We start from the raw sequence: 12850 nt of genomic DNA, 5'->3' as shown, positions 1-12850 counted from the left end.
GGTGCCAGGCTCAGCCGCGCGGCGGCAGCCAGAGCCGGGCGTTGCGGTCGGTCCGGCGGCCCGCGTCGCCGTTCGGGCGTCCGCCCTGGGCGTCCAGGTAGGCCAGCTCGCGGGCCGCCCCCGGGAGGTCGCGCGAGCCCGGGCCGCCCTCGTGGTCCACCATCCAGGTCTCGAGCGCGCGGGCGCCGCCGGGGCCGGTGACGAGCCTGACCATCCGCCCCTGCTGGGGCCAGTCGGCGAGCGAGGTGGTCGTGACGCGCCAGTAGCCGCCGGCCGCCGTGCGGACGGGCTCGAGCGCGTTGCGGTGGGTGTCGCCGGTGACCTCCGCGACGACGTCCGGGTCGCGCGCCAGGAGTCGCAGGGCCGCGTCGCCGCCCCGGCTGCGGTGCAGGCCGTGGTGGTCGGCGACGATCACCGCCCGCTCGCCCGCGGACGCCAGTGCGCGGCGCAGGAACGCGACCTGCCGGCTCGTCACGAGCCCCCGCTCGCCGCCGCCGCGGTCGGCGGTGTCGAGCACGATCACGCGCAGGTCCGTCGACACGTCGTGGACGTAGTCCAGGCGGCCGGCGTCGCCGCGAGCCGGGCCGGGGAGGGCGGCGGCGCGCCGCAGCCGCTCGACGAGCTCGCCGGCGCGCAGGTGGCGGCGCTCGGGGTCGGCCGGCACGGGCGTGGTCGTGCCGGGCAGGCCCTGCGCGAGCAGCTCCTCGATCGCGGCGCCGCGCGGGACGGTGCGGACGAGGTCGCGCAGGGCGGGGTCGAAGGTAAGCAGCGCCTCGTCGCCGGTCGCGATGGCGTCGGTGGTCGCCGACGGCGGCAGCTCGCCCTGGACCAGCACGTCGTGGTTGCCGAGCGCGGGCAGCCATGGCGCGCGGACGCCGGGGGAGAAGAACGGCGTCGCGGCGCGCTCGAGCAGGCGCGGGAACCGGGGCGCGTCGAGCGCCGGGCGGTAGAAGAGGCCGTCCGGGTTGGTGTCGCTCTGCACGCCGTCGTACGTGCGGCGGCCGCTGCCGGGGTCGACCGGGCCGCCCTGCACGACGTCGAGCAGCTGGTCGAGCTCGTTGCGCTGCGCGGAGTCGAGCAGGTCGCCGGTGAGGAGCACCGCGTCGGGGCGCTGCGTGTTGACGGCGCGCAGCGCGGCGGTGAGGACCTGCGGGCTGAGCGCCTCCTGCGGGCGGAACGTGGAGGAGAGCGGCGGGCCGAGGCGGTCGAGGAACGGCACGCGCGCCGGCGACTCCTCGTCGCGGACGTGGAGGTCGCTGAGCTGCGCCACGCGGGCGGTCTCGCGGAGCGGGCCGTCGGTGGGGGGCGCGAGGTCGGTGCGGTCGAGCAGGCGCTCGCCTGGCCCGCGCTCCAGCCGGCCGTCGCCGTCGCGGTCGACGATGGTCGCGGTGAGGGTCGAGCCGGGCGGGGTCGCGCCGCGCTCGTCGATGCCGCAGCCGGCCAGCGCCAAGGCCAGCACCGCGCCGACGGCGGTCACGCGCGAGCGGCGACGCGGCGCGCGGGTGCGGAGTGGGCGCGCCATCACGCCTCCTCCCGCAGCCCGGCGACGACCGGCTCGCGCACGAGCCGCGCGGCGACCGCCGCGACCGCCACCGCCCCGAGCGCCGCCAGCCCGCCGGCCGCGAGCGCGACGTGGCCGGCGCGCGGCGCGAGCGAGAGGCCCGCGTAGTCCGCGGCGAGGTCGGCGACGAACGGGCCGAGCACCAGCCACTCCAGTGCGAGGCCGAGCAGCGCCGCGGGCACGAGCACCGCCGCGCACGCGCCGCCGAGCAGCCGGGCGAGCGCGGGGCGGCCCGCGCCGGTCGTGCGCAGCACCGCGATCGTCGGGCGCCGCTCGCGGGCGGTGACCGCGAGCGCCTGCGCGAGGACGGCGAGGCAGACGAGCGCGACGGTCAGCGCGACGACGCGCAGGACGGTCGCGAGGACGTCGAGGAAGGCACGGTCGCGGGTCGTCGCCGCGGCCGCCTCGCTGGGCTGCGCGCCCAAGCGCGTCAGCTCCCGCCCGACCGCCGCCCGGTCCGCGCCCGGCGCCAACTGCACCGCCACCACCGGGTCGGTGAGCACGCCGTACGGCTCCAGCGCCTCGGACGCCACGTACGCGACCCGGCCGTCGTTCTCCAGCGCCCGCACGACGCCGCTCACCCGCAGCCGGATCTCCGCGCCGGTCGCCGTCGCCACCGCGAACGTGGAGCCCGGCCGCAGCCCGAGCGCGTCGGCCAGCCCGGCGCCGACCTCGACCTCGTCGACCGCGTCCCGCCGCCGTCCCTCGGCCAGCGGCGGCGCCTCGAACCCCGCGTCGGCGCGGGGGAACGCGACCAGCCGCAGCGGCTGCCCGAGCGCGTACGCCGCCGACGCCTCGACCGCCCACCGCGGCGCCGCTCCGTCGACGCCGTCGACCTGCCGCACGGCGTCGAGGCGGTCGAGGCCGATGCTCGCGGTGAGCGCGTAGTCCTTTCCCACTGTGCCGGGATCATCGCGCAACGCGCTGAGGAGGGAGGCGAGGCTGAGCAAGAGGACCAGCGTGCCACTTGCCGCCGCCAGCACCGCGACGGTCGTCGCCCAGCGCGCCCGGCGGGCCGTGGCGAGGCGGGCGCCGAGGGTGGCGAACCCGCCGCCTGCACGCCACCGCGACGCCGCTTCCGCACCCGCCCCACCGGCAGCCCGGCGCCGTGGGCGGCGGTGCGGCGCGGCGGCCAGCTCACCCCCGCGCAGCAGCGCGGCGACCGGCGCGCGCGTCGCCTGCCAGGCCGGCCAGGCGGACGTCGCGGCCACCAGCGCGACGATGACCGCCCACGCGCCGGCCAGCCACCACACCAGCGCGCCGCCCGGCCCGATCTCGTTCAAGGCGTCGAGCAGCCGCGTGCTCGGGCCCCGCATCGCCAGCGCACCCGCGGCAAGGCCCACGGCCGCTGCCGGCGCCGCCACGAGCGCCGCCCGCCGCGCCGTGCCGCCCACGACCCGCGCCCGGCTGAACCCGACCGCCCGCGAGACGCCGATCGCCGGCAGCCGCCGCGCGACCTCGCTCCGCGCGGTCGCGCCGAGCATCACGCCGGCCGTCCCCAACGCGACGACGCTGAACGCCACGAGCAGCGCGATGACGATCCCCGCCGCCTGCCCGATCAGCACCTGCACGCCCTCCCGCGTCACGAAGCGCAGGTCCTCCAGCCCGAACGACACCGCCCGCGCCTGCGTCAGCGTCACGTCCTCGCGCGCGCCCTCGGCCAGCCACGCGAGCGCGAGGTTCACGGGCAGCGGGCGGAACCGCGCGGGGATCGAGTCCGCCGTGACGTACGCGCGGGGCACGGCGGCGAGCGGGAACGCCACGTTGTCCGGCGAGCGCGCGATGCCGACGATCGTCCGCGCGCGCCGGTTCTCGACGTACAGCTGGTCGCCGACCTCGACGTCCCACGCGCGCGCCACGCCAGCCTCCAGCACCGCGTCGTCCGGCCCGCGCACGTCGCGCCCGGCGACGATCTCGTAGCCGCGCCGGCCGGGCTCGACGACGTGGATCGCGCCGCGCTCGCTGCGTCCCGTTCCCGCCTCCAGGTCGACCCGGCTGAGCTCCGTCCGGTACGCCCGCGTCGCGACGTTCGGCAGCGCGCCCAGCCGCGCGTCGACGTCCTCCCGCGACTCCTCGTCGAACCGCACGATGAGGTCCGGCAGGTCCGCGGCGTCGGCCGCCCGCTCGAACCCGCCCGACAGCGACACCGCGGCGGTCAGCGCGGTCCCCACGACGAGCGCCGCGGCCGCGACCGTGGCGGCGGCGAGCCAGGTCCGCGCTCCCCGCCGCCGGCGCCTCACACCAGCCGCCCCTGCTCCAGCCGGAGGACCCGGTCCGCGATCGCCGCCGCCTCCGGCTGGTGCGTCACCATCACGACCGCGCGGCCCTCGTCGGCGATCGCCCGCAGCAGCTCCAGGACGGTCGCGCCGGCGAGCGGGTCGAGGTTGCCGATCGGCTCGTCGGCGAGCACGACCGGCGGGTCGTTCACCAGCGCACGGGCGATCGCGAAGCGCTGCTGCTCGCCGCCGGACAGCTCGTGGGGGAGGGAGCCGGCGACGTCGCGCAGGCCGAGCCGGTCGATCAACTCCTGCGCGCGCTCCACGCCGGCCCGCCGCCCGCCGTTCGCGACCTGTGTGGGCAACAGCACGTTCTCCTCGCCGGTCAGCTCCGGGACGAGGTGGAAGAACTGGAAGACGAACCCCACCGCACGCGCCCGCAGCGCGGTCAGCCGGCGGTCGCTCGCGCCGTCGACGCGCTCCCCCGCGACCTCGATGGAGCCTGCGTCCGCGCGGTCCAGCCCGGCAAGCAGGTGCAGCAGCGTGGACTTGCCGCTGCCGGACCGCCCGACGATCGCGACGAGCTCCCCGGCGGCGATGGTGAGGTCGGCGCCGTCGAGCACCCGGCGGGCAGCGCGGCCGCTCCCGAACCCCTTCGTCAGCCCCCGTGCGGTGACCACCTGCATCGCACATCCCTAGCCTAAGGGCCGCGATGCTCCTCCAGGCCCGCACGCCCACCGTCGCGCGCGGGGTGGCTCTCCCTGTGTCAACCCCCGTGGCGCTCATCGCCGGCAGCCTCCTGCTCGGCTTCCTGAGCCTGCTCTTCCCGAGCGCGCCGACGTACGACCCGTTCGCCTGGATCATCTGGGGCCGCGAGATCTTCCACCTCGACCTCAACACGGTCGACGGCCCGTCCTGGAAACCGCTGCCGGTGATGGTCACGACCGTGACCGCGCCGCTGGGGGAGGCGTCCCCGTACATCTGGCTCGCGGTCGCGCGGGCGGGGGCGTTCGCCAGCGTGGCGCTCGCGTGGATGCTCGCCGCGCGGATGGCCGGGCACGCCGCCGGGTTCGTCGCGGCGGGCGGCCTCGCGCTGATGCCGTGGTGGATCCGCCACAACGCGCTCGGCAACTCGGAGGGCGTGATGGTCGCGCTCGTGTTCGCCGGCGTGCTCTTCCACCTCGACCGGCGGCGCGGCTGGGCGTTCGTGATGATGATCGGCGCGGGCCTGCTGCGGCCGGAGGTGTGGCCGTTCCTGGGGCTCTACGCGCTCTTCTTGCTGTGGGAGGATCGTGAGCGCCTGAGGTGGCTCGCGGCCGGCTTGGTCTCGATTCCGATCCTGTGGCTGGGGCCGGAGCTGTGGGGCTCGGGGAACGCGTTCCGCGCGTCCGACCGCGCGCAGCAGCCGAACCGCGACAGCCCCGCGTTCGCCGAGAACCCGGGCCTCGAGGTGACCAAGGACGCGATCGCGCTGGCGCCTGCCGCGGCGGTCGTCGGTTTCGTGCTCGCGCTCGTGCTGGCCGCGCTCGCGCTGCGCCCGTCGCTGCTGCCCGCGGCGCTGCGCGAGCGGCTCCCCGAGCGCCGGCCCGCGCTGACCGCCGCGCTGCTCGGCGTGCTCGCCATCGCGTGGATCGGGCTCGTCGCCGTCATGACCCAGCGCGGGTTCAGCGGCAACGCGCGCTACCTGATCGTCCCCGTCGCGCTGCTCATCACGCTCGGCGCGGTCGGCGTCGTGTGGGCGCTGCGCGCGCTCGTCCCGCCGCGCGCGTTCGCCGCGCCGCAGGCCGCTGCCGCCACCGTCGCGGCGACGGTCGCCGCGGCGGCGCTCGGCGCGGTGTTCGTCGTGCCCGACGCGGACTCGCTCGGGCCGACCTTCCGCGGCGTCGAGTACCAGGCCGACCTCTACCACGACCTCGGCACGCTGATCGAGCGCGGCGGCGGCAAGGACGCGCTGAACGCGTGCGGCCACGCGTTCACCGGGCCGTTCCTCGTCCCGCAGGTCGCGTGGCGGCTGGGCGTGCACACGTCGGAGGTCGACCTGCGTCCCGTGCCGCCGGCAGTGGTCTTCCACGTCCGGCTCGTCGCGGGCGCCCCGATCGGGCCGGCGCTCGACAAGGCCCGGCCGCACGAGCTGGCGCGCGCCGGCCACTGGCTCCTGACGGCGGACTGCGAGCCGCGGCGATGAGCTCCGTCGCGGCACCTGGGGGCGGGCGCGTCGGCGCCGGCCGGCTGAGCGCCGCGTGGGCGCGGGCCGTCGCGCTGGCGCGGGCGCGGCCGCGGACCGCGGCGGCGCTCGGGGTCGCCGGGCTCGTGCTCGTGTCGCTGTGGCTGCGCACGCGCGCCCTCGACGCGGGCTTCTGGATCGACGAGGGGATCTCGGTCGGGATCGGCTCGTTCGGCTTCTTCGACATCCCGGGCGTGCTGAAGCAGGACGGCTCGCCGCCGCTCTGGTACATGACGCTCCACGTCTGGATGCAGCTGTTCGGCACGAGCGAGACGGCGACCCACGCGCTGTCGCTCGTCTTCACGCTCGTGATGGTCCCCATCGCGTGGTGGGCCGGGCGGTCGCTCTTCTCGGCGAAGGTCGGCTGGGCCGCGGCGGCGCTCGCGGCGCTCAACCCGTTCCTGACCTACTACGCGCAGGAGACGCGGATGTACACCGCGTCGGCGCTGCTCGGGCTGCTCGTCGCGGCGACGTTCCTGCACGCCTACGTGGCGCGGGAGCGGCGGTACGTGCCGCTGTTCAGCGTCGCGCTGACGCTCATGCTCTACACGCACAACTGGGCGATCTTCCTCGGGGTCGGGACGGTCGTGGCCGGTGTCGCGCTGTGGAAGTGGGCGGCGCCGGAGGAGCGACCGGCGTTGCTGCGCGACGGGCTGATCGGCTACGGGATCGTCGCGGTGCTCTACCTGCCGTGGGTCCCGACGCTGCTCTACCAGGCGGCCCACACCGGCGCGCCGTGGGCCGAGCAGCCGGACCTGCAGGCGCTGCTGGTGGCGGTCGGGCTGCTGCTCGGCGGCGCGACACCCGCGATCGCGCTGCTGCTCGTGGCGGGCAACGGGCTCGCGGGGCTGATCCGGACCGAGCGCGACCACCGCGTCGCCGTGCTCGTGCTGATGACGGTCGTCGCCGCGTTCGTCGCCTGGGGCCTGTCGCAGATCTCGCCGGCGTTCTCCAACCGCTACCTGGCCGCGTTCATCGGGCCGCTGATCCTGATCGCCGCGGTGGGGCTGGCGAACGCGGGGCGGCTCGGGCTCGTCACGTTCATCCTCGTGCTCGCGTTCTGGTTCGACCCACGCACCGCGCAGATCAAGACGAAGTCGAACGCGCGGTCGGTGGGGACGAGCATCCAGACGCTCGTGACCGCCGGTGATCTCGTCGTGTCGACGCAGCCCGAGACCTTGCCGCTCGTGAAGTACTACCTACCGCAGGGCGTGCGGTACGCGAACTCGATCGGCCTGGTCGAGGAGCCGCGCGTCTTCGACTGGACCGACGCGCTCGACAAGCTCGAGGCCGCCACCCCCGCCGCCACGATCGACACCTTCCTCGCCACGTTGCGCCCCGGCCAGGAGATCGTGCTCGTCCAGCCGATCCTCCGCACCGCCCGCTGGGGCGCCCCCTGGACCTCCCTCGTTCGCCGCCGCACGGTCCAGTGGGAGCGCACGCTCGACAAGGACCCCCGCGTGCGCCGCGAGGCCCTCGTCCCAGTCTTCGGCTACGACCGCCTCCCGCGCGGCGTCCGCGCGATCGTCTACCGCGTCAAGTAGCCGGCCCGCGGGTAGCCCTCGTCACGGAGCCCGTCCCGCCCCGCGCGAGCCGCTGCTCGCGACAGCCGTCACGACCTTCCGACCGGCGCGTTAGCGACTGTTAGGAACCGTTAGGAGAGGCTGGAAATCTCAGCCTTCTCGGGAAGGGTGTAGGCCATGGCAACGACCGCGGACTTCCCTGCCGTCACCGACGGCGGTTCCGACACCAAGCCGTATGTCGTCATCGGCGGTGGGCCCGCGGGCCTGACGGCGGGCTACCTGCTCGCCAAGGCCGGCAAGCGGGTGATCGTCTTCGAGGCCGACGAGCAGGTCGGCGGCATCGCGAAGACCGTCGTCGATCCGTACGGCTACCGCTTCGACCTCGGCGGCCACCGGTTCTTCACCAAGAACCAGGAGGTCAACGACCTCTGGCTCGAGATCATGGGCGACGAGTTCCTGATGCGTCCTCGCATGTCGCGCATCTTCTGGCGCGGCCGCTACCTCGACTACCCGCTCAAGGGCACCGACGTCATCAAGAAGCTCGGGCCGGTCGAGCTGACGCTCTGCGGGTTCTCCTACCTGTGGGCCGCGATCAAGCCGAAGGGCCGCGAGGACAACCTCGCGCAGTGGGTCTCCAACCGCTTCGGCAAGCGCCTCTACGGCCACTTCTTCGAGTCCTACACCGAGAAGGTGTGGGGCGTCCCCGCGACCGAGGTGCGCGCCGAGTGGGCCGCGCAGCGGATCAAGGGCCTGTCCTTCTTCTCCGCCGCGAAGGCCGCCTTCTTCGGCAACAAGGGCAACATCAAGACGCTCATCGACAAGTTCCAGTACCCGCGCTACGGCCCGGGTCAGATGTGGGAGAAGATGACCTCCCGCATCGAGGAGATGGGCGGCGAGGTCCGGCTCAACACGCCGGTCACGAAGATCGAGATCGACCCGGCCACGAACCGCGTCACCTCGGTCCACACGCCCGACGAGGTCATCGAGCCCAAGGACGTCATCTCGTCGCTGCCGCTGCGCGACACGGTGAAGATGGCGTCGCCGGCCGCGCCGGAGAAGGTCCGCACCGCGGGCCAGACCCTGCGCTACCGCGACTTCCTCACGGTCGCGCTGGTGATCGACGGCGAGGACCCGTTCCCGGACAACTGGATCTACATCCACGAGCCCGGCGTGCAGGTCGGCCGCATCCAGAACTTCCGCTCGTGGAGCCCCTGGATGGTCCCGGATCCGGACACCGGCTGCGTCGGCCTGGAGTACTTCTGCTTCCAGGGCGACCACCTGTGGAACATGAAGGACGAGGACCTCGTCGCGCTGGCGACCAAGGAGCTCGAGCAGCTCGGCCTGGTCACCGCCGACCGCGTCAAGCGCGGCTACGCGGTCCGCGTCCCGCTCGCGTACCCGATGTACGACGAGTCGTACGCCGAGCAGGTCGCGACGATCCGCGAGTGGCTCGACCCGATCAAGGGCCTCACCCAGGTCGGCCGCAACGGGCTGCACCGGTACAACAACTCGGATCACTCGATGCTCAGCGCCATGCGCGCGGTGGACAACCTCATCGCGGGCGGCGACCACGACATCTGGGCGGTCAACGTCGAGTCGGCGTACCACGAGGAGCAGACCGACGCGGACGCCGAGCACGCGTACAAGAAGGTCCCGCTCACCCCGGCCGCCGAGGCCGAGGAGCGCGCGATGGCCGAAGCGGCCTAGACGCACCACTTCCAGGCTGGTTGAACCGAAACGGGCGCGCCGCACGGCGCGCCCGTCGTCGTTCCGGGACGATCCCGCACCACGTCGGACAGACCGGAAAAGTGCTGTTTGGCATGAGCGGTCTGGACCCTGGTAGGCGTACGTCGTACCCACCTGGAGGTCACGATGACGTCACGGATGACGCCCCTGCGGCTCGTCGCCGCAGCTCTCGCCTGTCTCACCGGCCTGTTGGCCGCCGCCGCACTCGCGCTCGCCGACGGGGAGGACGACCCGTCGTTCGGCACCGGAGGCACGGCGTTCTCGCTGTTCTTCGAGCACGAGGCGATCAGCTACCCCACCGGCGCGCCCTACGCCGACCAGGCGCCCGACGGGACCGTCGTGCAGGGCTCGCTGCTCACGTCGTTCGCCGCCGATCGTGGCAAGGGCCAGGAGGATCGGTACACCCTCGCGGTCACGCGCAGCACCTCCGCCGGAACGCTCATCCCGACCTTCGGGACGTCCGGGACGGGCGCCGCGTTCCACGACCTCGAGGCGGAGCACGCGCGGCTGCTCGACGTCCGGGTCCTCGACGACAACACCATCGTCGCGGCGGTCGCGATCGTCCCGGACGACGGGCAGGGGACGGGGCCCGACACGGCGCCGGTCCCCGCGCGCCGCGGCGTCCCGCTCGACGGACCGGTCCTCCTGCTCGTGACGTTCCCGGCTGACGGCAGCAGCTCGAGCGCCGAGACCTTCGTCGGCCCGTCGATGTGCGTGGAAGCCCGCGCCGCCGAGATCGACGCCGCGGGCGAGGCCGTGATCCTGTGGCACGAATGCGACGGCTCCGACATCGTCGGCCGCACGCTGGACGGGAAGACCACGACGCTCCCAGGCTTCACGATCGGCTGGGACCTGACCCTCGGGCCCGACGACGCGCCGTACGTGCTCGGAGTCGAGCAGCTGCTCGGCAAGCGCGGTGCCGACTCCGACGTCGACAGCGAGGTCATCAAGCTCACGACCGGTCTGGACGTCGACCCCGCCTACCAGGGGCCCGACCATCCGTTCGATGGCGCCCCGGTCGACATCAGCGTGGACGGCTCCGGCCGCGCCGCCGTCTGGTACCAGCCGATCCGGTTCACCGAAGACCGGCTCGCGATCGGCGGGCGCTGGACGATCGGGCGGCTGAACGCCGACGGCACGACCGACACCGCGTGGGGGACGGACGGCGAAGCGGCCTTCGAGGGCGAGCAGTTCTCCTGGCCGATGGTCCCCGACCCGTGGGACGCCTGCCTCGACGACCCGACCGACCGGTGCCGCGTCTGGCAGCTCAAGTCGATGGCGGAGGGGCGCGTGCTCGTGAGCGGCCCCGCGGCGCACACGATGCCGGTCCGCGGCCCGGGGTTCTCCGGCAACGAGTGGACGCTCGCGCGCCTCGACGCCAACGGCGATCCCGATGTCACCTGGGACGACAACGGCGTCGGCGACCCGGCCGCGGGTGACGGCATCAAGACCGTCTACTTCGAGGGCAACGCCGCCACCGAACCGGTGTTCCTGAACGTCGGCACGCCGGACCTGCAGACCGATCGCAAGGTGCTGCTGCCGTTCACCGCGTACGACGACGAGATCGGCGACATCGAGCGCGTCGCGGACTTCGACTCGCGCCTCGTGCTCGGTGTGGAGCGGCTGAACGCCGCGACGCCCCCGCCGCCGCCCCCGCCCGTCACCCAGACGCAGCCGTCGCAGAACCCGCCGGCCGCGACGACGCCGAAGCCGGTCGCGATCGCGTCCAAGACGTGCAAGTCGCGGCGCGAGTTCAAGATCCGGCTGCGGACCGGGCGCAAGAAGAGCGAGCAGTCCGCGATCGTCAAGGCCGACGTGCGGGTGAACGGCAAGAAGGTCTCGGTGTCCAAGGAGGCGCGGCGGCGGTCGGTCGTGAACCTCAAGGAGCTGCCGAAGGGCCGCTTCAAGGTGACGATCAAGCTGACGCTCGCCGACGGCGGCGTGGTCCGCGAGACCCGGCGCTACCGCACCTGCACGAAGAAGATCGAGCACGAGCTGGGGCCGCTGCGCACCAGCCCGCCGAAGAAGAAGGGCGGGAAGTAGCGGCGGGTCACCGGGTCGGTCCGGCGGCTGCGGCGGGCGCGGGCTCGCGGCGGTCGCCGGCCGTCCGGCCCGGCAGCAGCAGCGCAGGCAGCACCGCCACCGCGGTGAGCCCGATCGTCCACCAGAACGTCGTCCCAAAGGCGGCGGTGGCGTCGCCGGTCTCGAGCCCGCGCTGGAGGATCACGGCGAGCACGGCGGTGCCGAGCGAGCCGCCGATCTGCTGGACGATCCGCAGCGACGTCGTCGCGCGCGGGATCGCGCTCTGCGGCAGGTCGGTGTAGGCCGCCGACATGATCGGCACGATCGCGGCGCCGAGGCCGGCGCCCCGGAGCACGAGCGCGACGCTCAGCAGCACCTCGCTCGTCCCCGCGCTCACGAGCGCGTGCGGCACCGTCGCCGCGGTCGCGAGCGCCATCCCGCCCAGCACGAGCGTGCGCGGGGCGACCCGGTCGCCGCGGCGCGAGACGAGCACGAGCGCCGCCATCGTCCCGGCGCCCTGCGGTGCCAGCAGCAGGCCGGCCTCGATCGCGCTGTGGCCGCGGGCGATCTGCTCGAACAGCGGCAGCACGAACATGCCGCCGAAGAGCGAGATGCCGGAGACGAGCATCAGCCCGGCGGACGCCGCGAACGACCGCGCCCGCAGCAGCCGCAGGTCGATGATCGGGGTGACGCCGGCGCGCAGCGCGTGCGCCGCGAAGGCCGCCAGGAGCAGGAGGCCGGCCACGACCGGCACGACCACGCCCGCGCCCCCGAGCTGGCCCGTGTCGCCCGCCTGCGCGAAGCCGTAGACCAGCGCCGCGAGGCCGGGGGAGAGGAGCGCGAGCCCGAGCACGTCGAGCGGGTGGCGCTCCCCCGAGCGCGGCGTGGCGGGCAGCCAGCGTGCCGCCAACCCGAGCGCGACGAGGCAGACCGGCACGTTGACGAGGAAGATCCAGCGCCAGCTCGCGCCGTCCACGATCACGCCGCCGATCACCGGCCCGAGGATCGGCCCGAGCTGCGCCGGCACGGCGATCAGCGCCATCGCCTTCGCCATCCGCCGCGGCCCGGCCGCCTGCGCGAGCAGCATCTGCGCGAGGGGCATGAGCATGCCGCCGCCCAGGCCCTGCACGACGCGGAAGGCGATGAGGCTCGTCGCGTCCCACGCGAGGCCGCAGAGCAGCGAGCCGCCGAGGAACCCGGTCAGCGACAGCATCCACATCCGGCGGCCCCCGAAGCGCTCGACGCTCCAGCCGGTGAGCGGGATCGCGACGGCCAGCGCCAGCAGGTAGGCGGTCCCGACCCACTGGATGGTCGACAGCGACGCGTCGAGCTCGCGCCCGAGCGCGTCGATCGCCACCGAGACGATCGTCGCGTCGAGGATCGCGGCCATCGCCCCGACGAGCAGGACGATCGCGAGGCGGCGCAGGGCGGGGTCGAGCTGGTCGCCGGCGGCCTGCGCGGCGGCGTGTGAGGACGAGGCGGCGGACATGGCGATACACCGTATCGCATGAACCGATACGCCGTATCGCATTGAACGTACGGCGTATCGCCACCGCGC

At 74.5% G+C, this 12850-nt stretch carries 8 protein-coding genes; 4 read left to right on the top strand and 4 right to left on the bottom strand.

The features are described 5' to 3' along the window. Positions 1–10: 10 nt before the first annotated feature. The 3 genes from AC1UE5_RS26525 to AC1UE5_RS26515 are packed head-to-tail and all read right to left on the bottom strand — an operon-like array spanning position 11 to position 4463. Entirely contained in the window at positions 11–1522 is a 1512-nt protein-coding gene (locus AC1UE5_RS26525) for a metallophosphoesterase family protein (RefSeq protein ID WP_482928955.1), read from the bottom strand. Next, positions 1522–3801, bottom strand: coding sequence for an ABC transporter permease (locus AC1UE5_RS26520; protein ID WP_482928954.1), 2280 nt, complete (start codon positions 3799–3801; stop codon positions 1522–1524). The genes AC1UE5_RS26525 and AC1UE5_RS26520 overlap by 1 nt, the downstream gene beginning before the upstream one ends. Continuing rightward, a complete protein-coding gene (locus tag AC1UE5_RS26515) occupies positions 3798–4463 on the bottom strand; it encodes an ABC transporter ATP-binding protein (protein WP_482928953.1) in 666 nt (221 codons plus the stop codon). The genes AC1UE5_RS26520 and AC1UE5_RS26515 overlap by 4 nt, the downstream gene beginning before the upstream one ends. An 89-nt stretch (positions 4464–4552) precedes the next feature. On the opposite strand from AC1UE5_RS26515, the gene AC1UE5_RS26510 reads away from it, so the two are divergent. The 4 genes from AC1UE5_RS26510 to AC1UE5_RS26495 all read left to right on the top strand — a co-directional run bounded on the left by AC1UE5_RS26510 (position 4553) and on the right by AC1UE5_RS26495 (position 11313). After that, positions 4553–5962 carry a glycosyltransferase family protein gene (locus tag AC1UE5_RS26510; RefSeq protein WP_482928952.1) on the top strand — a complete coding sequence of 470 codons (1410 nt, stop codon included), beginning with the start codon at positions 4553–4555 and terminating at the stop codon, positions 5960–5962. Then, positions 5959–7545, top strand: a complete 1587-nt coding sequence (locus tag AC1UE5_RS26505) for a glycosyltransferase family 39 protein (RefSeq protein ID WP_482928951.1) — start codon at positions 5959–5961, stop codon at positions 7543–7545. Before AC1UE5_RS26510 ends, AC1UE5_RS26505 begins: the two co-directional genes overlap by 4 nt. A 156-nt stretch (positions 7546–7701) precedes the next feature. Then, a complete protein-coding gene (locus AC1UE5_RS26500) occupies positions 7702–9231 on the top strand; it encodes an NAD(P)/FAD-dependent oxidoreductase (RefSeq protein WP_482928950.1) in 1530 nt (509 codons plus the stop codon). A gap of 177 nt (positions 9232–9408) precedes the next feature. Then, a complete protein-coding gene (locus AC1UE5_RS26495) occupies positions 9409–11313 on the top strand; it encodes a hypothetical protein (protein WP_482928949.1) in 1905 nt (634 codons plus the stop codon). Positions 11314–11320: 7 nt separating this feature from the next. On the opposite strand, the gene AC1UE5_RS26490 is transcribed toward AC1UE5_RS26495, so the two are convergent. Then, entirely contained in the window at positions 11321–12781 is a 1461-nt protein-coding gene (locus tag AC1UE5_RS26490; RefSeq protein WP_482928948.1) for an MDR family MFS transporter, read from the bottom strand. Positions 12782–12850: the final 69 nt, after the last annotated feature.

The organism is Parviterribacter multiflagellatus (assembly GCF_056863265.1).
Note: the sequence above shows the minus strand (reverse complement) of the source record. Positions and strands in the feature narration are given on the sequence as shown.